Origin of the sequence: Vibrio splendidus, assembly GCF_002873455.1 — a bacterium.
Classification (GTDB): domain Bacteria; phylum Pseudomonadota; class Gammaproteobacteria; order Enterobacterales; family Vibrionaceae; genus Vibrio; species Vibrio splendidus_J.
The window spans coordinates 222,626-245,247 of record NZ_MCUN01000009.1 but is presented as its reverse complement, the minus strand read 5'-3'; the positions used below and the strand labels follow the sequence as shown (position 1 = coordinate 245,247).

The window sequence follows — 22,622 nt, the reverse complement described above, 5'->3', positions numbered from 1 at the left end:
GATTTTATTCAATTATAAGAATTACACATGAAAAAATTTCAATTAGGCAAAACAAAACAAATACTTATAACGTTCCTTTAGATGGATTCGACTGTATAAACAAGCACATTACAATCAGAGACATACCTAGCCAGCCTATAAAAGGAATAAGCTCACCGACAACACAGACGGCAAGCACCGCTGCGACTACTGGTTCAAACAAGGTCAGCAGATTGGCACTGCTCGCGGTGACGTGGCGTAAACCAAAACTGAAAGCGATATAGCCCAAGCATTGCGGGATTAACGTCAGATAACTGATGACTAATACGTTAGCTTGTGAGGAAAACAGGTTATCACCAGTAAACCAGAGCGTTGGCAGCAACAGCATCGCACCGAGGCCAAAAATACTGCCCATCGCTGCTTGTGACTTAATCCCTTTATCTATCAATGCTTTTGTCGCCCAAGAATAAATGGCGTAACACAAACCAGCGACCAGACCTAAAGCAATACCCAACAGCTTCAGATCATCACCGGATTCATTCGCCCATGAAGATTCTGAAAACACCAACAACCCAATACCTACCACACCAATCGCAAAGCTAGTGAGCCAACGTTTGTTGATATTATTCTTTTTGCTAATCAGACACTCTAACAGAGCAGAAAAGAAAGGTGCGGTCGCAATCGAAACTACCGTACCAATCGCCACACCTGATAATTTCATTGAAGAATAGAAAGCTAAAGGATAGACCGCCAAAGCCAAAGCACTCACTGCCAACAGCTTCTTGTTCTGCAAAAGTTTGTCGAAAGCGAATAGGATTTTTCTATACGCCAAACCCGCTTGCATTAGACCACCGACGCCCATAGAGAAAGCACCAATCGCTAATGGGCTTAAATCAGGTGCAAAGCTTGCGGCGGTGCCTGTCGTGCCCCATAAAATAGAAGCAAACAAGATGGCCAAAGTGCCCGTTTGGAGTTCGTTAACGCGATTGATGGCAAGATTCATTTCTATTATCCAATTTTCAGTTCTGAAATAGATAATAGTGAAGATTGATAAGGTTTAGTTTGCTAAAAGGACGCTATTGTTGTTTTGAAAGACTCTCTTTCATTGAGCCTAGAAACGCCCTTGGGGACATCCCAAAGTGCTGAGAGAAGCGTCGACTGAAAGCAGATACATCACTATAGCCCACATTTTCAGCAATCAATTGAACGGGTAAATCGGTATGAGTTAACAGGGCTTGAGCTTTCTCCATACGAAAGCAAGTGATGTATTTAAGCGCACTGATACCCAAGCACTCTTTGAAGAGTTTTTTGAATTGAGTGGGACTCAGACAGGCCGTTTCTGCAAGATGTGAAATAGAGAGAGGTTGGGCGTAATTATCCACTATCAGCCTTTGTACGGCGCGGATTCTTGGGTCGATGCTCTTGCTCACTTGTTGTTGCTCTAATAGCAATGAAAACACATCCAAGATTGATGACTCAATACCGCTATCGACCTGATATTCCAACTGCTTTTCTACAAACAGCAGGAAGCTCATTAAAGGTGGTGTTATCGTAAAAACCGAGAGCTCATGCTCTAACAAGTGCTGCGGCAACTCTGCCATATCCGCGACAATAAACCTCGCTGCTTCATCCGCTCTAAACGCATGCGCTGTGGCTACCGGAATTACCACACATTCACCCACGGCCACTTTGCCGATATACCCCACCATTTCAATATTGATACTGCCTTGGATCGGCAATACCAATTGATGATGGCCATCATGAGCATGGGTATTAAATTGCTTGGTGTAAGATCGAATGCTTAAGCTAGATTTCATGAGCAACGCCGAAATTCGGTTTATTGAGAACAAGAGTGTTAAAAACGAAGTTACATGATTTAAGCGAGTGAGTCACATCGTGCTAGCGTTTGTTTGTCCCCTGACCTGATCTTGAGACGATCAAAAAAGCCGTTTAAACAATGACTACATTGCTCAAACGGCTTTTTATTAGAGTCTAACTAGCGTTGCCAAGAACAGTTAGCCAAACCGGCTATCGCTCATGAACTCTATCGCTAGATCACACTCACTTATTTTTGAAGTTGCTCTTTAGCGGCTTCAACCTTAGAAAAATCTAGGCCAAGCTCTTCAACTGCTTCTTTGATTAGCGCAGGGTTTTGCATTACCTGACCCATCAGCATTTGAAGCTTATCTTGTGGTAAACCAAGTTGGCTGATTGTCGCCATTGCTGCAAGAGGGTTCTCGGTCAACGTCTTGAATATCTCGCTGATCTGCTCGTCGCTAATATTGTTCTCTTTCAACATTGCTAAAATCGGGTTCATTTTTTTGCCTTTGAAACACTAAATTAAGTAGGAGCACAGCATACCATCTAGCTGTGCTCGATTGTACTAACAAGTGAAGCTTTGGTTTAACACGAACTGTGCTTTTCCCAAACGCAAATAATTCTTGGGCTTAGCGAGACTCCAATGGGTAAGAGCGGTAGCTCCACATACCATAGGTTCTTAGAGCATCACGATAAATGCCTAACAGCTCGCCACTAGTTGCGTTCTTAAGGCTTTCTAACGGCTTGTCTGGGTAAGAAACCGTATCGAACGTAATGCCCTTAGGGCCAGTTTGCCAGCTGGCGATTTCAAACAGAGTTTGACCACGACGAACGTGGCTCGCCGAGCTGATAATTGTCGCATGTTTGATGTTATGACGAGCAAGCGCATAGCTACTGAACAAAGCGTTACCTACCGTGCTGGTCGCATAGTTCTCTTCAATGATGCGATCTTTACTTACCCCTTTCGAAATAAGCCAATTCGCCATCAACTTACCTTCTGTCTTGTGATTCTTAGGTACACCACCTGTTAGTACGATCATCGCATCCGGGTTGGCTTTTGACATCGCTAATGTGGTTTCAAGACGTTCAATCAAAATTTCATGCATTGAGCCATCAGGGTTAAGTGCATAACCTAACGTGACGATTGCACCATGGTCGCTAAGTAACCCTTTATCCGCAGACTCTTTAAGAGGTGTTTCTAACACACGATCAACGGTAGCGAAAATACGCTTAATATCTTCAGCTTTGCCTTTGTTCAGGCTTTCTAGTTTCTCCATGTGCTTATTGGATTCACTGTCATTGCCGTCAAATCTTTGCCAAACAGCTAAATATGCATGTAGGTCTACATCATCAGGGGCGACAGTCAGAGCTTGTTCAAACAGCTCAATCGCTCGCTCTGCATTTTTGTTATAGATCTGAGCATTGGCTGCCGAGATCAACAAGTCAGTACGGTAAGGTTCAAGCTTGTAAGCTTCTAGTAATCGATTCGTTACAATTTCCATGTTGCTTGGCATTTTAGCCGTGAAACCAGCGTGAGAAATTCTTGCTGGAGATTTAAACGCCTTCAACGCATCAAGTAATAATTGATCTACAACTTGTCGCTTGGTAACCAACTGCGCGTAATCTGCAGAAGCTTCTACAGCACCATCGTTAGCGGCAAAAGAGTAAGGTGTTACGCCAAAAGCCAGCATGCCACCAAGAGCGAGGGCGATAATGTTCTTTTTCATGGAAAGATCCTGTGTCGTTAAGTGTTCACATCAGATTTGCTCCCCAATGTAAGCCCCTAATATTAAAAAACCGTGAACCACCCCAAAATCTATCGCGTTAATATTCATTTGTTGCATAAGGTGTGACTCCAGATCACAAATTTGTATGCCTGAGCGAAGTAAAAACCGAGTTAACTTTTGTATTTAAGACGTTCGATTAACTATTTTTGAATACCTATCTTTCAATTCGACACGTTCAACGTCATCAAAAATGATCCTCTTATACTTAGCTATTGAACCAAAAAATCAAGTTTATGCTCATTTATTCAACAACTTAAAAACGCTTACACTAGACAACTCTACGCAGTTCCTCTGGGTATGATGAAGTTCAGCAGTCATAGGAACTCAAAACGAGTCGATCAATTTGCATATAATCCAAAATCAATTATTGAACGATCGTTCAAGTAATGCTTTAATGAATTTCCAATACAAGGAGTTACCCTATGCTTAAGTTTTATTTTCATCACACGCCAAACCCAATGAAGATCGCCCTTTTTCTTGAAGAGACAGGGCTTGATTTCGAACTTGTTCCTGTAGATACCTTAAAGGGTGAGCAACACACGCCGGAATATCGTTTGATTAATCCGAACGGTAAAACGCCAGCGATTGAAGACGATGGGCAACGTGTATTCGATTCCAACGCTATCCTTCTTTACCTTTCTGAAAAAACAGGTCAATTAGCAGGCCAACCACAAGACCGGGCTGAACTGCTATCTTGGATGATGTTTATTGCCAGTGGATTAGGTCCATATTCAGGGCAATCAGTACACTTTCAAAAGGTTGCCCCCGCAGGCCTTGATTACGCAGCAAATCGTTATTTGCGTGAAGCACAACGTCACTACGATGTGTTAGAAAATCACATGAAAGGACGCGAGTTTATCGTTGGCAATGAATACACCATCGTGGATGTTGCTGCGTGGGGTTGGATCGACAAAGCACCTTTTGTTCTTGGCGAAGAAGGATTGAACCCTTACCCAAACCTTAAACGTTGGTTCGACAACGTAAACGCTCGCCCCGCGGCATTAAGAGCTCGAGAGATAGGCAAAGGTATTAGCTTTAAAACTGAATTTGATGAAGAAACTCGTCGAGCACTATTTCCATCTAACTTTGAACAAGACAAATAAAATTTCGATTTAATAACTTAAAAGCCACCAGTAATAATAGAAATATTATTACTGGTGGCTTTTTTCATTTCGTGACCCCACGCTTTAATAAAATCCATATTTATGAAATGATTACGTTTGCGGGTCTGATAATAATGGCTGATATGTCTACCCGAAATTCCAACTCATGACACAGCGATTTGCCGTGCTAAATCATTGTTTAAGGATAAAATATGTTGAGCTTTATTTTCGGGTTAGTCCTATTTCTAGGTATTCACTCTATCTCAATTTTCGCTGAGAGTTTACGTGACCGCTTAGCCGCAAAGAATTTAATCGCATGGAAAGGCTTCTATGCGCTGATCTCAATTGTGGGGGTTGTTTTAATTGGCAAAGGGTATGCCGAGCTCAGGCTTGAACCTACACTTATTTACGTCACTCCGTTTTGGTTCAGACATATCACCTATTTGGTGATGCTACCTGCGATGATCTTATTTGTTGCTCCCTACTTTCCAGGCAGAATCGGACAATTCATTAAACACCCTCAACTAATGGCCGTTAAGCTGTGGGCGATAAGCCACCTGCTCGTCAATGGAATGTTGGCTGATGTGATACTGTTTGGTTCTTTTATTATCTGGGCGATTCTCGATATTATCTCGATGAAGAAAAGAGAACCAAGACCGATTCCAAGACTAAAAGTCAGTAAAATTAACGATCTTATTTCGGTCGTTATTGGTATCGCACTCGCGGTGGTGATGATTTTTTTCTTGCACGGAAAACTAATAGGCATGCCATTATTGGGTTAAGCAATAATTACCACGTTACTTGATCGACTTGCTCAGTAGTTTTTCTACTGAGCATCTAATACCCATTCTTTTCATTATTATCAGAGGGCAGTTGCTACTCTGTATATGGAACAGCAATATCAGTATGAAGCTGAAATATCAGGTACTAATTGAACTTGGTTCCGAATGATAGATGCACTCGATATTCGTCTTCCGAGTTAACACCTTTCGCCAAGTTGAGTTTAATAGGCAAGTACTTAGACTTCCACTCAACGCTTACCCCTAAGCCTTGGTTCCAGTTCGGTGAAGTATCAAATGCATCACCAACATCATAGAATATGCCTCCCCAAAACGACTTGTAAACTCGTGCTTGGTAATCAAGTCCAAGCGTAGCTACAAAGGGAGCACCTGTTAGCTCACCATTTTGGTCTGTCGGTGATATCGAACCATATTTGTAACCACGAACACTGCCATCACCACCAGCAAAGAACCTTAAAGATGATGGTAGATCTTCAATTGAATCTGAAAAGTTTGTGCCTAAATAAGAACGCATGGAAAAGATTTGGTTCTGAGTGATGTTCCATGCCAACTGGCTATCCCCCGTTACTCTAAGCACTCGAGAATCAGACAACAGGTTTGGGTCGGAGTATTCAATCGAATACAGATGCCAATGTTTTAAGTCTTTGAATAGTGGGTTATTAGGTTGATAAGCCTTTGGTTGATAAAGAAATTCAATGCCCGGCATCATCAGCTGTGTTTCATTTTCGTCAGAAGCTTGCTGATAATTCTCGTAAAGGTACTTTAGATAAACCGTACTTTGCCACTCTTCATCCACTTTCCAGTGTTTCTCGAATACAAGGTCCCCCATAACACTGTTAGTATTGAGGTAATCAACCTGCTTACTCTCGAACCGAACACCGTAATAATCATTGATTACGTCCTTAGTAGGAATCTTATAACCCAAGCTCAGTGACTGTTCAGGTTCTGAAACTTCGAGTTTACTTTCAAAACTATGCCCTCTCGCGTTATACCAAGGCTGCTGCCAACGAAGCGACCCTTTAGCTCCTAAGTTCGTCGAATATCCTGCACCAAACTGAACAATATTTTTAGTCTTAGGATCGAGATACACATCAATGGGAACTTCATTTTTTTCATTCGCAGTCGACCAATTTGAAACGACACTCGTACCTTGATACCAGTTAGTTTTGATCAATTGCGCTTGAAATTCCGAAACCAAGTTGGTTTCAAAGAGGTCACCTTGTTCAAAGGTGTTCAAGCTTCGAACTCGATCCTCTTCAATTTGATTTTGATGGAAAGTAACCCTGCCAAACTTGTATCTCGGACCCGAATTAAAATGGAGTCGGATGTTCGCAATATTTTGACTCGGAATGACTTCAAGTTTTGATTGCGTAAAGACACCATCAAAATAGCCTTTTCTTTGCGCTAACGACAACAACCTAGACTTGAGTGAATCATATGCTTGATGATTCAAGGTATCTCCCTCTTTGATGGTCCTATTAGCAAGCAACATAGAGAAATCGATATCTTGAGACGCTTCTCCTGATACTACGACATCGACCGTAGCAACCTTAGTAGGCAAGCCCAAATCAACCTCCAATGAAAGTCTCTGATCATCGACAGAGTGTACCTTCAATTGCGAGTGGTAATAACCATATGGGCTAAGCGCAGCATCAACAGTGGAATGCAACTTTCGTTGGTTCAGTCGACTAGCCTCTTTGTCTTCATAAGCGGTTAGATGATATCGAAGGTTCGTTTCTAACTCTAAAGGTAAGCCAGATATATCAAAACCCATGGCATTGGTGTAAGCCGAAAAAAAGCCAAATACGGCGAGCAAAAAATGAAATGGATGAATCTTGGTCATGCCGCTATCTCTATCACCTAAGAACAGCGTCAATGTAATACGATTAATGACTTCTTTATGAATCGCATTCGACGGATGTCATCCTACTCTCGCTACATTCAAGGCATAAAAAAACCTTGTCTTTCAACAAGGCTTTTAAGATGCAACGTAGTGTTAGCTGCAGCGTTAGGCTTCCAATTTAAAACCTATTTGAAGTGTTCTTATAGAGCTCTATTTTGAAACACTGTTTCGAATGGCTTTCCCCGGATACACACCTTCCAGCACTTTCGAGTTTTCAACGATCACCGTCCCATTCACAACAACATAAGGGATGCCTGTTGATGGTAATCCAGGTTCTTTCAATGTTGAATTATCAGTTACAGTCTCAGGATCAAACATTGTGATATCCGCATCCGCACCCACTTGAATACGACCTTTTTTACTCATTTGTTCAATGCCATTCTCTTCCAAGAATTTAGCTGGCATGTAAGACATTTTAGCGACTGCTGACATCAATGGCATGAGATTGTCTTCACGAACCATTTTTAATACACGAGCCTGAGTACCCGCCGCGCGAGGGTGACCTTGTAAACCTTCATACGGAGTGTTCCAACTATAAGCCATCATTCCGTCTTTTTTCATTAAAGGGAAAGCATCACTTCCAACAGTAGTCGAACTGTGAGCAAGTGCATTTTTCAAATCGTCATTGGTTGCGCCATAAAACATTACACTCGCACCTGGATTTTCTTTCAACAATTGCTCGTAGCGTTCCTTTGTCAATGGCTTCATCGTTTCAGTTTCAATGATATCTGAATAATCACGTCCCATATTGCGTTTGTAGTTACTCGGCTCTAGATAATCAGCCGCTGCGATCGTCGCACCAAAATTGTATGGGTAAATTTCAGCCATTACTTTATAACCTTTATCACGCGCATCATCGAGCATTTTTAGCGCTGCCGGTGTTTCATTCAACGTTTGCTGATGCATATGTTGAACGAGCAGACCACCACCGTAAATGCCTACACTTGAGAGCATTTCTTCAATAGCTAACAGGCCCGAAGTCGGCGGAAGCTCACTCGAAAAACGGCCATGCAGATAAGTAGGTACGCCATATTCACCCGCTAAACGCTGCCACTCTTTGGTTTCTACTACGGTCGCCGCTTTAGACATATACCCAACCGGTACACCAATACCTAAACCGCCAGCCTGCAGTTCTTCATCAACCATTTTTGTAATCTGTTTGATTTGTTCCGGTGTTGCTATCGTCGACAAAGCATCACCGCTAATGCCTGATGCTTTTGTCTCTTCGGCATCAAACATGTCGTTGATCATAGTACCTGTTCGGGTATTGTATTTTTCGTTAAACACCTTAGTACGAATACCACCAGATGAAACACTCGCGCCAAAGTTAGTCTGCGAACGACCTTCCAAGCGGTTGTACCAATTGTTCACAGGGTATGCTCCAACTTCAAGCGCAAGAGGGGTTGTCACACCACCTCGCAAATGTAATTTTTGCATAACAGGGATGGCCACTACGTGTGAGTGAGTATCAATAAAACCAGGAGCAACCACTAAACCTTCAGCATCGATAACTTTATCGCCATCCAAAATTTGATCCGTGATCGCAACAATCTGACCATTGTCTACAGCCACGTTTGCAATTTTGTCTGTTCCTGTCTCAGGGTCCATAACACGGCCGTTCATAATCACTAAGTCATAAGCAAATGCGCTAGGTGACAGAGCGACCATCAATGCCAAAGTCGTCTTCTTTAGTTGGTTTGCTGTAGTTGTATTTTTCATATGGGTTACTCCAAATCAATTCGGTAAATGAACAATAAATGAGAACATGCGTTGCCTCTTTGATTCATATTATTGACGAATTCACTCATTCCACTAACTCTCACATGACGGATATGACCCTGCATAATTTATAATGCATTCATTCGAGAGTTAGAGATCGAAAAACGAACACATACAAAAAAGCACAACTTGAAATGCAAGTCGTGCTTTTGAAATTCGCTATTCGTCATCCGCAGTTTTGTTATCCGCTAATGATTAAATTAGAAATAGAATTTGTAGTTTGCCCAAACAACAGTATCGTCGATATCAATAGATTGATTTTTAGACTGCATTGAGCCAGAGGTATTATCGACTCGGAGTTGTCCCCAGCGAGTTTTGTCATTTGAGAAAGGTGTTGCGATCATGACCGTCGATTTTAATAATGATGTTTCAATATCACCGTCTAAGTAATTATATTCTGGCCAAGCGCCAATATAAGTACCATCGTCACCTAATGTGTACATCATATAAAACGCTGCTGACACACCGTATGCTTCGCTACTGTTCGCATTAAACGCATTCATTGATTCATCTGAATATTCGCCCGCCAACACGCCTAAACGTGGAAATAACTGTAAACCTTCTACACCCGCATTGATGGCTGCTACGCCACCAATAGACGCTGATGTAAACATTGAGTTATCGATAACATCAACCGACAAAGCAGCTCTTGGTACCACGTGGTTGTCTGTTGTGAAGACATGGAAATACTGCATACGACTGTCCGAGTATTTTCCTTCTTTGTCCATCGTACCTTCAACCGTCAACATACCCGTTTGTCCATTATCGAAATGGAAATCTCCAGATATAGACCCTTTTAATGCACCTTGATTATTCAAACCAAAAAATGCAGACGTACTTGTTTCAGTCAAGTCAGATGGGTTGGGTGCAGACTCTTCTGCAAATACTTGTGTTGCCACACCTGCAGCAATGCTGCCAATTGACATAATGGCGAGTGTCGTTCGTGTGAATTTTTTCATTTTTAATACCTATACAATACAAAGTGCATTTCCCTCCAAAGTTGTGAGCGTTGTTTCTCACCTGTTTCCGTACTGCAGGTATTTTTGACTAATAACCCTAAACTCTTTAATCGCAAATGACGGACACCACCCATCATAGTTAGCAACCATCGCCTCTTGTTCGTACTCTTACTCTTACTCTTACGATGAAGCTATCAACGACATGATTGGCTTGTGGGGAAAGACCGAAAAACAAAAAAGGCAGGGCGACATCCGGCATAAGCGATTAACAGAAAGCACGCTAAAGAAATAAGCTACTCAACAACGAAAATGAGGAGTCTCAAATGAAAAACGCATTAATACGAGTCGCGGCTTGTTCTTTAGCACTGTTAAGTAGCGTCAGCATTGCTTCTGACATCGTGACACTTGAATGGAAAGATCTTGTCCCGGTACACGAACAAGAAATGATAAAGAATGCCTCCGTACAATTTACAATGGATCATACAGGTGAAGCCCCGCTGCAAAATACTGTAGGATCTTTTCGAAAGGAATTGGTCGGGAAAACAGTCAAAATACCGGGGTTTGTAATTCCACTAGAAGGCGACAGTGAGACCACGACACAGTTTTTGCTTGTCCCGTACTATGGCGCTTGTATCCATGTTCCACCACCGCCAACCAATCAAATCATTTTTGTCGATGCACCAGATGGAACCAGTAACCAAGCACTTTGGGACGTTGTTTATGTCTCCGGTACTCTTAACATTGAAAACAATTCAACCGACTTAGCCGATGCTGGCTACAGCCTAAATAACATTGAAGTCGAGCCCTACGAGTAACCAAGCTATTATCAGCTTCTAAGCCGCAATCATTGATGCGGCTTTTTTGTATCTGTACGAACTCAAATATGCTTCTGCATAACTTGCCTCCCTCATCCCCTAGACCTCGATTCGATCACACATCAATTTATATAACGATAAACCACTAAATCCTAAGTGCATTCATTGTAAACAAGGCCAATTTTCGTGGCATTTCTGAGGATTACTGTTAGGTTTAAGTGACAACAATAAATATTGTGTGGGGAGCTACCAAGCAATGAATTTTAGTATTGAGCAACTATTGGCCTTCGTGACGGTTTATGAAGAGCGTTCATTCAGTAAAGCCGCAGCAAAACTCAATAAACATAGAACGACAACAGGGCAAGTCATTGCCAATTTAGAGGATGTCCTTGCGGTAGACTTATTTGAACGTATCGGAAGAGCCGTAGAACCGACGGAAGAAGGTCACCTACTTTATCACTACGCAAAATCGACTATCGACCAATCAAAAATCTTCGACAAGATCGCATTAAGCCTTTCATATGGTGGACTTGAGCGAGTCAATATTGGTTACTCAAGTGTGGTGCCACACGGTATATTGTCTTTGATCAGAGAACAACTTGCTGAAGACTTTCCAAACATGAGAGTCAACTTCTTAGTAAAAACCAAGCAAGAAGTAGAAGAAGGCATTAATAACGGAGATATTCATTTTGGCTTGGTCAACATCGACCAAGGTAAAGGCATGTTTGGTAAGGATTCAACTTTCATTGGCCATGTGGAATTCTTACCTTTTGCTAAGAAAGGAAGCAAACTGACCACACTGTCAGAGAATCAAGTTTTAGGCGCGCTTAGAACAAATAGACAATTTGTATTGAGATCTTTTACTCATGATGGATTGAAAGAGAAAATTGTCCTTTCAGCCAACAATGAAGAAGTCGATCAACTCGCATTAGTGATTAAATTGATTGAAAGTGATTTAGGTTGGGCTTGGTTGCCTAAAGTGCTTTCAGAATCACAATACGTTACAGAGCACTTAGAACCTCTAAAGCTAGATGAACTAAAACATGGTTTGAAATTCTCGTTCGCGCTGTGGAACACCCACTCCAAACCCATTTTAGAAATAAAGAAATCCATCCTTAAATCCGTCGACGAATACATAAAACACTTTAATTCTCTACAGATCGATAAACAGTAAATTACTATCTGATGAAGTAAATCGTTAAGAGCTGAAAATAAACCGTTAGGAGCTGGAAATAAAAAAAGGGGCATAATGCCCCTTTTACTAAAGTTCAAATTCAATATTAAGCTTACGAAAAAGCCAATCAGGCATATCATGACTTAAGCCATAATTAGGTGACTGCGTCTCTACAGCTTCACCAGAAACCCACTGTGTTTCACCTTCTTCATTCCGCGATACGACCCAGAACAGTTCATCTTTCTGTTTTTTTAAGTAATGTTCAACTTGTTTAGCAAACTCTTCATCTCGTACAAATAACCCAAATTCAATATTCAAGTAATCAGAGCGTGGATCAAAATTGGAAGAACCAATATACGTCAGCCTGCGGTCAACGATGATGGTCTTATTGTGGTAATAAGTATCAACATGATAATAATGGTCGTCGTTCGGCGCTTGATCTTTATATTCAAGTAACGTAACACCTTTATCAAGCAGATCTTCTCTACTCACTTCATAAGAAGCAGATACAAAAGGTGAGTCATTTGAGCTTGAAGAATTAGTGATCAATTCGACCTGTTTTTGTTGTCTCGTCAACTTATCGATAACCTTAAATTTGCCATTACTTGGAACCACATAAGGTGTCGATATCAACACGTGCTGAGCTGATGCCAAAGGTTCATCCAACAAACGTTGCACTCGAGTTCTAAAATAAGGCTGGTTATCAAGTAACTTTTCCGTTGAATCAAAGACCGGACTGGCCGTTGTAGCCGTGTACGTCACGGGTGACAGTTCGTTAACTGTTCTGGCAATAAAGAGCTGCAAGTCTTGATTTTGGCTCATTACGCTGTTGAAAGCTTTGAAAAAAAACCGAAATTCACCACTAGGATTGACGCTAATTTTATCGGATATAGGGCGTAATAAACCCCCTTCCCACAATGATTCATAATTAGCAGAAAACGATTGAATAATCTGCCCTTGGAACAAAACATCCATATCAAAGAAGTTCGCTTTCTCACTGTAACCAAAATAAGCATTGCCGATATTTCTTCCCCCTAAAATCATCCACGTCCCATCAACGTTAAAGTATTTTTCATGTAGGCGATGATCAAAAGTGGAGTGATCAGAGGCAAAATCAAAAGCTCTCCCCAACCAACCTATTTTTCTGGATTCGAACGGATTAAAAAGACGTATTTCAATATTCGAGTGCTGGTCGAGATCCGCTAACCATTTCTCATTGAACACCAATAAATCATCCAGTGTCAGTCGAACCATTACACCTCGGTCGGCCGCTTGTTTGATTTCATTCAAAAGCATGAGCCCGACGAGATCTTTATCCCACGAGAAGTAAGTCATATCGATGCTCGATTGCGCACGACGAACTAACTCTATTCGCCTTGCTAAAGCCTCTGGTGCTGACGGTATTAAATAGACACTGACTTGATACTCTGTAGGTTGCCAATTTTGTTCAAAATCACTTTCAACTTCAGGAAATGAAGTGGCACATCCCGTAGCCAACGAAACGAAAACCATCAGAATGTAAAATCTGAATGGCGGTAAAGTCACACGATTACCTCTTATAAAACAGGAGTAAGTACAATGGGTTAGTCGCAGATATAATCCACTGAAATTTAATAAAATTGGCTAACTTAGGCCAAGAAGGGACTTGTTTGAAGAAGGTCGAGTCAGCATCCGTGCTAACAAAGGTATATCCATACGACGAGTATCAACTTATGCTTTATTGAATAGCGACTTAACATCGATATGAGCCCAATCACTCTCTTCGCCTAGAGCTGGAAGTTTCACCCACATTTGTAGCTCGTTCAAATCAGCAACTACTTGGTAGTTAGTTAAGTCCACATCTTGATTCGTAGGTTTAGTTACACCACCGTTTTCTTTGAAGTTACCGTCTTCGTCATAGAGCGGTAAATCAAAGATATCGCGCATAACTTGAGCATCAATGTCGCCTTTATGATCATCATGACGAGCATTTAAATTTTCTAAACGTTTCAGTGAAAAGCTTTGTGTTTCACGCATACCCAAACCCCAATCAGGGTTTAAGAACGTATTCACAGTCACGAAAGAGTTCGCCCCTTTTTCTGATACACGTCTACGGTTTTCTTGAATCGTATTTTCATAAGCACAAGCTTGACCGTCTTTATCCGCCACCATCCAAATTGACGCAATATCAGTACGAGCCGCTTGAAAACGCGCGCTCAATGCTTCAGCCGTATCAGACTCTGTCATGTAGTCGAATACTGAATTTAAAAATGACGGCTTTTCAATTGAAACGATGTTTCCTCCCATTGATGTACCATCGTGCAAATCTGTGTAAACACCTTGGTCATTGAAACCCGTTACCATCCATGTCCAACCAGGCCAGCTCACGTTTACAACACTATTCGAACCGTCAGTTGGGTTATAAACAGTGGTATAAATTGGGAAATCTAAGAAGAGCTCATTCCAGTCCATGTTACGGCCAACCACTGTGTTTTCATTATTCGTACTCTCACCCCATGTTGCTAAAGATGAACAACCAGAGAAAGAGTGCAGCTTACCCAGGTAGATAGCCATCGGACCGCTTTGGTCTAGCACAATGGCTTTTTCTACAGGCCAGTTAAGTGCATCTGCGACACCTTGGAAATATTGTTTACGACGAAGTGAAAGTGATGCAAACACTCGTGAACCAAACAACTCAAATGCTTTAGCTTGGCTGATCAAACCTTTGTCAAATTCAGGCTGTACAAGCACATCGTACATTGCTTGCATGTGCTCTTTTGAAAGCGCACCGTACTGCTGACCCATTTCATACCAACTACCATTAAGTTGAAGTACAAACAGCATGTCTTCGTTGGTTTCAAACATTGTGCCGTTTTCGAATTGTGCTTTTTTGATTAGAGTTGAAGTGTTCATAGTGACCTCTTTTGAAGTGTGTTTCTGTTTAAGTTGGGTCTATTATATGGATGATTTTTATAATCAAACAATTCCATATGACGGACTAAATCCGTCAAAAGCCGTAAGATCAACGTTAAATAAGACGTGCAGAAAGAAAGACAAATAAAGCCACCAATCAAATGACCTAGGCGGCTGAAATCGGGGCGCAGATATGAAAATGGCCAGTCAAAAGACTGGCCATTGGTATAATTTAAATACCTATCGATACAACACGGTCGTTGAGATAAGGTAATACTGATTTTCTAAAAAGCGTTATTCATCAGTAACGAAATAGCTTACAAGTATATCGGTTTCTTCCAGTCCATTTAGACGGCCTTGACTCAACAGAGGGTCTTCACCCGCTTGTGTGTAGCTGTCCCAATATAACTCAGCACCAATCTCGCCTTGCTCATCAATCACGAGCACATTGTCAGAAGAAGCTTCGTATTCATAACCATCGAACAATTCATCACTGAACCAGAATCGAGACAGATTTTTCATCAAGGCTTTATCTTTTTTCGATGGTGAAACCGCAGTTCCATCAAGCCTAACGGCTTTATTAAAGACGAATGGCAACTCAGAGCCATTGCACGCACCACTAATACAACTCAGCGTTTTCATTGCGTCTTCTATATCCAGAAGCCCCTCTTGACCTTTGGTATTGTACGAACGGACGTTAAAACTTGGTTTATACGAAAAGTGGTACAGGGTTACCGCTTGATCTGATTGTTTCGCTTTCATTCTATTTGGCCCGGAGAACAACATGTCATTCATCATGGTGCTGAACTGGGACATATTTTTCATAGCCAAGCTCAAATCACTTTCGTTACGAGGAGAAAAGTCAGAAAAGTTTAACAATTGAGAAGTTATATTGCGGTTCTTTGTATAACCGAAAAACAATTTGCTTACTGCTTCATAGGCCGTGCTCGGCAATCGTATATCTGGTAAATCAATAGCAAGCTGAACGTCATCAACTCGTAAAAGTACATTGGTAACTTCGATGTTAGACTCATCATTGATCCACTCTTCAACCATTGTGAGTAACTGTGCCTGTGACATAGATTCTAAGTCCTCCGGCTGAGACGCTTGCAAGATTTCGATCACCTTAGGGATCAAGAAAGTTAACCGAGGCAACATGGTCATCGTACTTGAATCCTTTGCGTTTGAACCTAATACGGTTGGTACGGCAAAGTCAGCAATAAAAGGCTGCTCAGCATTGTCTGAACAAGAAAGCAATCCCATACCAGTACACACCATGTAAGGTGAAAACGGCATCAACTCACTCATTGGCGTACTTTCTGCTTTACCAAGCAAATCGGGCGTCACGCTTTTTGCAACCCAACCAACAATTCGATTTGGAAGGCTTAATATTTCAGATTGAGCATCAAGTAACTCTTCGACGGAAGCTGATCTTAACTCAAGTTTTTCGTCTTGTTTTTCAGCGCTTGAATAGTTTCTATATTCAAAACCATAAGGGTTACTTTGCATGATCGCTCGCTGAAAATAAGCAGATGGTAGGTTATCGTCTAACATTTGTTGCTGAAGTAGACCAATCGACATAGCACCCGCACCTTGCCCCATGACAGTGACATTTGAGGCATCGCCGCCAAAATCACTGACATACTCCTGCACCCATTCTAATGCTCGCTTTTGGTCACCGATACCATAATTACCATCGGCATTTTTGCCCTCAACCCAATGGCTTCCTAACACACCTAAACGGTAGTTCAACGTCACCATTATAAACGGACGATTATCATCGACACTTTGTGCAACCACAGTATCGCCATGCACTAAAGCTTCAGAGCCAGATCCATACTCGAAGTCACCGCCATGGATATAGACATAAACGGGCAAGTCGTCGCCAGCTTGCGTGTTCGCAGGACGCCACACATTAAGGTTCAAACACGCCTCTGATTGTGATTGTGCCGTTTTCTTCAATTGTGGGCATGCTGAGCCAAACTCAGTCGCATCAATGCTGCCTTCAAGCGAATGTAATTGGCTATGCTCAAAACGGTCAGCGTTAGCAAACGGAATTCCTTTAAACACATCGATATCGGTAAGTATTTGTTGACCATCGATACGATCGACCACAACCGATTCTCGCAATGCCGTTATATTTGCGAAATCCAGTTCAAGGTTGATGCTTTGCGTTGGATTAGGCTGCAGTGGTTCTGGCTTAGATGGCGTAGGCTGGTTGTCAGAATGATCACTTCCACAAGCCGCTAAAAATAGTGATGCTCCGATGATGATAAGTGAGCGATTGGTTTTCATAGTAGTATCCACTTTGTTTGATGGCTAAGTTTGCTAATTAAAGTTTGCTAATTGGCTCAAACAAGCGTCTCCCTGCGCTTACCACATTCCTTTTGGTTCGTTTGTGCTGACTTGCGAAAAATTATAAAGGCGACTGAACGACTTCGATAATCGCCTTTGTAGGATGGAATCCTCTCTAGCCTGAATAGCTGGATCGAAGGCTCAACCTATTGAAGAATGATTGAAACCAACCGTCGGTTTAAAAACCACTGCCTAAAGTGATGTAGAACGCACCGTCATTTTCGCTGCGCGCTAAATCCACTCCCATGTACAAACCATAACGACGAGCGACTTGGTAACGAAAGCCAACGCCATAAGCATCAACGGTAGCGTTTTCACTATAATTGCTCTCCTCTTTCGCTTCACCGATGCCATAGAAAGCAGACACCTTCCATCGATGGTCAATGTCATAAGTGATTTGGGTTTGCAACGTGACTATTTCATCCCCTTGATAACGAAAAGATTCTACGCCTCGTAGTTTGATATAAGGTTGTGTCGTTGGCGCAACGAATAACTCTTCGGTAGTGAATAGCTCATAGTCACCAGCAAATGCGATTGTCCATTTTTCAGTAATGGGTACATAACCTTCGCCTTCTAAGCTGAATTTTTGATAATCCGAATCACTACCCAATTTCTCATCGTAGATCATGTAATCGGCTCCGACTTTAAAGCCGGATGTCGGATAAAAAAGGTTGTTTCGCGTGTCATATTCCGCGATGACTCCTAAGCCTGAAGTCACGCTTTCGTTGCCTAACGTCCACGCCAAAAGTTGGTTCACTGCGCTTTTACTCGACTCGACAGAAGTGTAAGAAGCAAACTGTTTTACGCCCAACATCAGCGGGGTATCAGCAACACGAAACTGAACACTTTGAAGCATCGCAGCCCCGGTTGTTTGAGTGTTAAAGCCGAAAGTTTTATCAAAAGAAGGCAGCTTGTCACCCACACCAGGGAATGAAATATCTTTATAGATATCAAGGTTCACTTTACCCAAACCCGCTCCCCCAATGTAACGAATCGAATCGTCTAACCATGTGTGGCGGTGTCCTGCAAAAGCAAACCATGAGCCGTTCTTCGTTCCGGCAGCGCCTACCGCTGTAATCGCTGCTGGCATCAACTGAGCCCCGCCGTCCAATGAAGTGAGCGCAGCTTGTTTTCGCTGTTTTTTCTGCTCTTCCGTCTCATGCATAAACACCCCAACTAAGCCACCACCATAGCCAACCGCAGGCTCGGTGATAATAATTGGGATAGGTAAAAAACCGACCGCATTTTCTGCGATGTGATGACCCATATCGAACTGGTCATCTACCTCATCAAAAAATGAAGCGAACGTTGAACAAGAAAAGGTAATACAACTCATGGTCAGCGTTGATAAGAGTTTATTCATTTGCATAGTAGTGCCTTAGAAAAGTGCCAGAGTTACTCTCTAGCGAATCACGCTTCCATGCATCGAAATCACCTGCCAACGCCTAGGCAAGAAAAGGGAATTTTACGTTTAGTCTTAGTGCTGCCGTTAAAGTCAGTGTTCATGTCGGTCAACAGCACTTTAGGAGATCCCAAGATTGAACCTAATTGATTCTGCTTTTGATAATCGCCCAATCAGGCACAGCCACATGCTTTTGAATGGATAAATGCCGCATGTAAACAATCAAACCTGCTGAAATCAATGCCCCGACTTGCACGTAATCATTCAAGAAAACTAGGAAACCACAATAAAGCAGACACCCTAACGCCACTGGAATGGCATAGAGTTCTTTAGTTAGGAGTAGCGATGGTCGTTGCAGAAGCGTATCTCTGACGACGCCCCCACCAACAGCGGTAACAATCCCCAAAATAACCGGTGCTACCGGAAGACCAAAACCGAGTGACCATGCTTTATCTGTCCCTTGAATCGCAAACATTGCAATCGCTACTGCATCGATATAAAGGTACAAGGTATTAATCTGCTTACGTTGAACTAATGGGAAAAAGAAAAAACCAAATACACTCGCCATACAGGCAATCGTAATATACGAAATATCAACCGACCAGAAAACTGGAACATCCAAAATACAGTCGCGTATCGTTCCTCCACCAACCGCCGTGATAATGCCTAATACCGTCACCGAAAATATGTCGACCTTCTTATCTAATGCAGCCAACACGGCGGACAATGCGAATGCCGCAGTACCCAATATTGTGATCGTGCTGATGATAAATTCAGTTGTTGTCATGTTATTTGCTCTTATGAATAACGGATGTGTTCTCAATAAATAAACTGCGTTTAAGTGCTATCTAATCACGCCATAATTGTGACCAAACTTGATCATTTTTCGCTTTCAAATAGCCGTATTGGTATAACGAAAGCATGTAACGACTATCGAACATATCTTTGCTGCCTGCTCTCGCATGAAAATGCTTGTCAATGTACGTATATTTAAGGTCGAGTCCTTGCTTCTCGCTAAAGTAAGCCATTCGATAAAGGTCACCCATACTTTGGTTTACGGTCATGCTTTGCACGGTTCGTGTAAGTAAATTAATGCCTTTATCCGCGGTCTTTTGGTAGGGCATCTCTAGTCTTCCATTGCGGATAACATGCACGTTCGGTGGTTGTGTCATGCCCATGGCTTTGTTGATCTTGGCGTAATCAATGTGGTCGGCAAACAGGAACATTTGCGCAGCAAGCCCCCCATCGACATGGAGCTCTTCCAATCTTTTGCCTTCACTTTCAACGTCTATAAATTGAGGAGGAAAGACACCCGGAATAGACGCACTGGCCGCGATAACTTGATGAATCAATGACTGCTTATTCGGCATATCACTCGCAGCAATTTGACCGATATTCCAAACCACTAGCTCTTCGGAATCGAACTGAGCCGTTCCAATCAGGAGTCGTCGACCAGACTGATGGGCCTCAGCAATTTCATTGATAAATCCTGATGTATAAGTCGCTTCAATAAACTCAATCAACTTGTCACCACGAGAAAAAGCATCTCTAAATAGGGTATCGAGTAGATTCTTCTTACCGATGACTTCGCTGTCTTTTATTCCAAGCATCACCGCTTTCATACTCTCGACTCTGTCGTTACCCACGAAAGCAAAAGGAGCCATCAAAGCACCGGCACTGATGCCAGTCACCACGCTATAACTTGGTAGGCTGCCCGAATCATAAAGACCGTTTAATATTCCAGCCCCAAATGCACCGCTCGCGCCACCGCCAGATAGCACCAACACATTCAACCTGTCTTCATGACTGCGCAATGGCGTTTTCTGAGTCGATTCATCAAAAAACAGAGAGTAATTGTCGTGTTTCAGTATGCGAATGGGTTCTGACAGTTGTTTATTCCCCGACACCACACTGGCTTGCTGATAATTGTGCTCACTGACTCGCTTATCTAACGTATGTGGTGACGTACACGCCGTCACAAACGTAAGTACCACGCCACTAATCGTTGTATTTTTGATATTTGCTTTCATCTGATGCCTACGAAAGTTTGATTACGCGAGTCCATTCCTCTACGTTACCTATCCGCTCTCTAGCGGTTTTGATTTAATGGATTCATACTAAAATCACTGACTCAATTTCCTAACTCGCGTTTGTAGGACTTCACCCTCACAAACGTTGTCGACCAAAACCTACAAAGAGATTTGATACTAGAAACGGTATCCGAAATTGACGGTGACTGAATCGCGAGTCTCACCTCTGCTGTATAGCCCTGTGATGTTGTAATGCTTACCAATTTGCTTGTTAAAGCCCACGAGATAAGCCCAATTATCTAAGCTCACACCAATGTCGTAATCGAACTCAATATCACCTGCTACAACGTGCCCATCCATACGAGCATCTAAACCTTGGTATTCCGCTCCCACAAAAAGCTGAGTTCGATAGTCCACAAGTTGATAACCCAGCATAGGTTGAATGGTAAGTATTCCATCTCCCCAATTGTCAGTGCCTTTCAAGCGTGTTTTCGTGTAACTGCCATTCACCGAAGCGAAAAACTCTTTATAACCAACAGATAGCGTTGTGCCCATACCGACAACGTCGTATTCAAGATGAAGAGGAACATGCACATTTCCTGACTGACAAAGCGCAGCGAGTTCACTACAAAATGCATCACCTAAATGAGGCACCTTATTGTTCAGCTTGTCTTTGATCGCTTGCCCTATTTCACCGGTGTATTCTGCGTCCACCTGAGCATCGACATTAATCTTTCCGACCAGGCCATACACATTCCAAAAAGGCAGAATGTTAACGTCACCTCTCAAAGTGAAACTTTCAGCATTAACCACACCCACACTGCCAAACGGGTCAAAGAACTCATTAAGACCAACCCCTTCAATAATGAAATCAGTAAAAGGTATGTTCATGTTTTGGTTGCGGTAAGCCGCAGAAATACCAAAAGGTAAAGGTAGATCAATACCTTGCCTTCTCACCATGTCACCCATTAGCGGAAAGACTCTGTCTAGTTCTACACTTTGCTCACGCATTCTTGGGTCCGATACACGCTCTAAACGGTCGTGGTCCAAAATGTTAACGCCGCTTTCGTCTTCATAGATAGCAACAGGTTCCACTGAGCTCACAACATGAACAGGCTCTTTCTTTGCCATCCCTTTGATTTCAGTGTTCTTACTTGCAATGATTAACTTTCCAGAAGCCAGTGAAGAGAATTCGATGCGTTGTTCGTAGCTATCGACACTGTATTTGTCGTATGAAAACGGCTTTCTATTAAAGATGCGCATCCTCTGCGGCTCACCGTTTTCTAAGCTCAACTCAACACTGAGGAAACGGAAGTATGAGATGTCTTGAGGTAAACCATATTTTGAATAATCAAAGCTAATGACGACCGTACCACCCTCTAGTTCCTTAGCTTTAATGCTAGAAACGTTATAGCTTTCCGCATAATTTCTAAGGCGATATTCCGTGCGAGTGAAGTTCTCTATCTGATCGATAACATCTTCCTGCTCATCGAGAGCATCTGGGCGATATTTGATCCTAAGATCGATGTTTCCTTTGGCATCCGTATCCTTTACTAAGTACACACTCGACTCGCGGGTTTTATCTCCCACGGTCACTTTCCGTGTCGCGTATTCCACAAGATGCTCGCCTTGCAATAGTGAACTCATTGCAAGTTTGGGGATGTTATCGTCTAGCCCATAATGAGCAAAAATTTGTTTACCAGATAAAGACTCAATGTTTTTTTCCTCAGACTCACTTGCAAAAGAGATAGTTGAGATTGAAGCAAGCAAAGCCAAAGAGAATAAGTTGTGTTTACGTTTGTTTTTCAAAAGTTGAGTATTCATAC

The 22,622-nt window shown here is 42.3% G+C and carries 18 protein-coding genes; 4 read left to right on the top strand and 14 right to left on the bottom strand.

The annotated features are described in order from the left end of the window. Positions 1–64: 64 nt before the first annotated feature. From BCU75_RS08150 to BCU75_RS08135, 4 genes are all read right to left on the bottom strand, one after another. Positions 65–982 carry a DMT family transporter gene (locus BCU75_RS08150; RefSeq protein ID WP_102473486.1) on the bottom strand — a complete coding sequence of 306 codons (918 nt, stop codon included), beginning with the start codon at positions 980–982 and terminating at the stop codon, positions 65–67. Positions 983–1,055: 73 nt separating this feature from the next. Further along, positions 1,056–1,796 (bottom strand): helix-turn-helix domain-containing protein, encoded by a 741-nt coding sequence (locus tag BCU75_RS08145; RefSeq protein WP_102473485.1) that lies wholly within the window; start codon positions 1,794–1,796, stop codon positions 1,056–1,058. A gap of 248 nt (positions 1,797–2,044) precedes the next feature. Further along, positions 2,045–2,296 (bottom strand): DUF2999 family protein, encoded by a 252-nt coding sequence (locus BCU75_RS08140; RefSeq protein ID WP_009844829.1) that lies wholly within the window; start codon positions 2,294–2,296, stop codon positions 2,045–2,047. A 130-nt stretch (positions 2,297–2,426) separates the two neighbouring features. Beyond that, on the bottom strand, positions 2,427–3,524 hold the full coding sequence (locus BCU75_RS08135) for a YdcF family protein (RefSeq protein WP_102473484.1): 1,098 nt from the start codon (positions 3,522–3,524) through the stop codon (positions 2,427–2,429). Between the two features lie 482 nt (positions 3,525–4,006). Between BCU75_RS08135 and BCU75_RS08130 the strand changes: the two genes are divergently transcribed. Further along, positions 4,007–4,687 (top strand): glutathione S-transferase family protein, encoded by a 681-nt coding sequence (locus BCU75_RS08130; protein WP_102473483.1) that lies wholly within the window; start codon positions 4,007–4,009, stop codon positions 4,685–4,687. 212 nt (positions 4,688–4,899) lie between these two features. Next, positions 4,900–5,469: an NnrU family protein gene (locus BCU75_RS08125; RefSeq protein ID WP_102466642.1), complete on the top strand. Its 570-nt coding sequence runs from the start codon at positions 4,900–4,902 to the stop codon at positions 5,467–5,469. A 145-nt stretch (positions 5,470–5,614) separates the two neighbouring features. Here BCU75_RS08125 and BCU75_RS08120 read toward each other — a convergent pair whose 3' ends face one another. The 3 genes from BCU75_RS08120 to BCU75_RS08110 all read right to left on the bottom strand — a co-directional run bounded on the left by BCU75_RS08120 (position 5,615) and on the right by BCU75_RS08110 (position 10,128). Next, entirely contained in the window at positions 5,615–7,330 is a 1,716-nt protein-coding gene (locus tag BCU75_RS08120) for an autotransporter assembly complex protein TamA (protein ID WP_102473482.1), read from the bottom strand. Positions 7,331–7,540: 210 nt separating this feature from the next. Continuing rightward, the gene (locus tag BCU75_RS08115) at positions 7,541–9,109 is read right to left on the bottom strand and encodes an amidohydrolase family protein (RefSeq protein ID WP_133148289.1); all 1,569 of its coding nucleotides are present in this window, start codon (positions 9,107–9,109) and stop codon (positions 7,541–7,543) included. 260 nt (positions 9,110–9,369) lie between these two features. Continuing rightward, positions 9,370–10,128, bottom strand: a complete 759-nt coding sequence (locus tag BCU75_RS08110; protein WP_076677183.1) for a hypothetical protein — start codon at positions 10,126–10,128, stop codon at positions 9,370–9,372. A 323-nt stretch (positions 10,129–10,451) separates the two neighbouring features. On the opposite strand from BCU75_RS08110, the gene BCU75_RS08105 reads away from it, so the two are divergent. Together BCU75_RS08105 and BCU75_RS08100 are read left to right on the top strand one after the other, a co-directional pair. Then, a complete protein-coding gene (locus BCU75_RS08105) occupies positions 10,452–10,943 on the top strand; it encodes a DUF3299 domain-containing protein (protein WP_102466485.1) in 492 nt (163 codons plus the stop codon). Positions 10,944–11,199: 256 nt separating this feature from the next. Beyond that, positions 11,200–12,117: a LysR family transcriptional regulator gene (locus BCU75_RS08100; protein WP_102466484.1), complete on the top strand. Its 918-nt coding sequence runs from the start codon at positions 11,200–11,202 to the stop codon at positions 12,115–12,117. Between the two features lie 87 nt (positions 12,118–12,204). On the opposite strand, the gene BCU75_RS08095 is transcribed toward BCU75_RS08100, so the two are convergent. The 7 genes from BCU75_RS08095 to BCU75_RS08065 all read right to left on the bottom strand — a co-directional run bounded on the left by BCU75_RS08095 (position 12,205) and on the right by BCU75_RS08065 (position 22,620). Further along, positions 12,205–13,629, bottom strand: coding sequence for a phospholipase D family protein (locus BCU75_RS08095; RefSeq protein WP_102473605.1), 1,425 nt, complete (start codon positions 13,627–13,629; stop codon positions 12,205–12,207). Positions 13,630–13,827: 198 nt separating this feature from the next. After that, a complete protein-coding gene (locus BCU75_RS08090) occupies positions 13,828–15,009 on the bottom strand; it encodes a C45 family autoproteolytic acyltransferase/hydolase (RefSeq protein WP_102473481.1) in 1,182 nt (393 codons plus the stop codon). Between the two features lie 294 nt (positions 15,010–15,303). Next, positions 15,304–17,304 (bottom strand): carboxylesterase family protein, encoded by a 2,001-nt coding sequence (locus tag BCU75_RS08085; protein WP_102473480.1) that lies wholly within the window; start codon positions 17,302–17,304, stop codon positions 15,304–15,306. Between the two features lie 238 nt (positions 17,305–17,542). Then, positions 17,543–18,727 carry a BamA/TamA family outer membrane protein gene (locus tag BCU75_RS08080; protein WP_241905366.1) on the bottom strand — a complete coding sequence of 395 codons (1,185 nt, stop codon included), beginning with the start codon at positions 18,725–18,727 and terminating at the stop codon, positions 17,543–17,545. A gap of 181 nt (positions 18,728–18,908) precedes the next feature. Continuing rightward, entirely contained in the window at positions 18,909–19,553 is a 645-nt protein-coding gene (locus BCU75_RS08075; protein ID WP_076677193.1) for a trimeric intracellular cation channel family protein, read from the bottom strand. A gap of 61 nt (positions 19,554–19,614) precedes the next feature. Further along, on the bottom strand, positions 19,615–20,796 hold the full coding sequence (locus tag BCU75_RS08070) for a patatin-like phospholipase family protein (protein ID WP_102473479.1): 1,182 nt from the start codon (positions 20,794–20,796) through the stop codon (positions 19,615–19,617). Between the two features lie 177 nt (positions 20,797–20,973). Further along, positions 20,974–22,620 carry a hypothetical protein gene (locus tag BCU75_RS08065; RefSeq protein WP_102473603.1) on the bottom strand — a complete coding sequence of 549 codons (1,647 nt, stop codon included), beginning with the start codon at positions 22,618–22,620 and terminating at the stop codon, positions 20,974–20,976. Between the last annotated feature and the right edge of the window lie 2 nt (positions 22,621–22,622).

Bases quoted from the DNA above. Each gene is read 5' to 3' on its own strand.
- BCU75_RS08080 (WP_241905366.1), bottom strand. From the start codon at position 18,727: ATGAATAAACTCTTATCAACGCTGACCATGAGTTGTATTACCTTTTCT.
- BCU75_RS08120 (WP_102473482.1), bottom strand. From the start codon at position 7,330: ATGACCAAGATTCATCCATTTCATTTTTTGCTCGCCGTATTTGGCTTT.
- BCU75_RS08065 (WP_102473603.1), bottom strand. From the start codon at position 22,620: ATGAATACTCAACTTTTGAAAAACAAACGTAAACACAACTTATTCTCT.
- BCU75_RS08095 (WP_102473605.1), bottom strand. From the start codon at position 13,629: ATGGTTTTCGTTTCGTTGGCTACGGGATGTGCCACTTCATTTCCTGAA.
- BCU75_RS08110 (WP_076677183.1), bottom strand. From the start codon at position 10,128: ATGAAAAAATTCACACGAACGACACTCGCCATTATGTCAATTGGCAGC.
- BCU75_RS08070 (WP_102473479.1), bottom strand. From the start codon at position 20,796: ATGAAAGCAAATATCAAAAATACAACGATTAGTGGCGTGGTACTTACG.
- BCU75_RS08075 (WP_076677193.1), bottom strand. From the start codon at position 19,553: ATGACAACAACTGAATTTATCATCAGCACGATCACAATATTGGGTACT.
- BCU75_RS08100 (WP_102466484.1), top strand. From the start codon at position 11,200: ATGAATTTTAGTATTGAGCAACTATTGGCCTTCGTGACGGTTTATGAA.
- BCU75_RS08115 (WP_133148289.1), bottom strand. From the start codon at position 9,109: ATGAAAAATACAACTACAGCAAACCAACTAAAGAAGACGACTTTGGCA.
- BCU75_RS08150 (WP_102473486.1), bottom strand. From the start codon at position 982: ATGAATCTTGCCATCAATCGCGTTAACGAACTCCAAACGGGCACTTTG.
- BCU75_RS08140 (WP_009844829.1), bottom strand. From the start codon at position 2,296: ATGAACCCGATTTTAGCAATGTTGAAAGAGAACAATATTAGCGACGAG.
- BCU75_RS08105 (WP_102466485.1), top strand. From the start codon at position 10,452: ATGAAAAACGCATTAATACGAGTCGCGGCTTGTTCTTTAGCACTGTTA.
- BCU75_RS08085 (WP_102473480.1), bottom strand. From the start codon at position 17,304: ATGAAAACCAATCGCTCACTTATCATCATCGGAGCATCACTATTTTTA.
- BCU75_RS08125 (WP_102466642.1), top strand. From the start codon at position 4,900: ATGTTGAGCTTTATTTTCGGGTTAGTCCTATTTCTAGGTATTCACTCT.
- BCU75_RS08135 (WP_102473484.1), bottom strand. From the start codon at position 3,524: ATGAAAAAGAACATTATCGCCCTCGCTCTTGGTGGCATGCTGGCTTTT.
- BCU75_RS08090 (WP_102473481.1), bottom strand. From the start codon at position 15,009: ATGAACACTTCAACTCTAATCAAAAAAGCACAATTCGAAAACGGCACA.
- BCU75_RS08130 (WP_102473483.1), top strand. From the start codon at position 4,007: ATGCTTAAGTTTTATTTTCATCACACGCCAAACCCAATGAAGATCGCC.
- BCU75_RS08145 (WP_102473485.1), bottom strand. From the start codon at position 1,796: ATGAAATCTAGCTTAAGCATTCGATCTTACACCAAGCAATTTAATACC.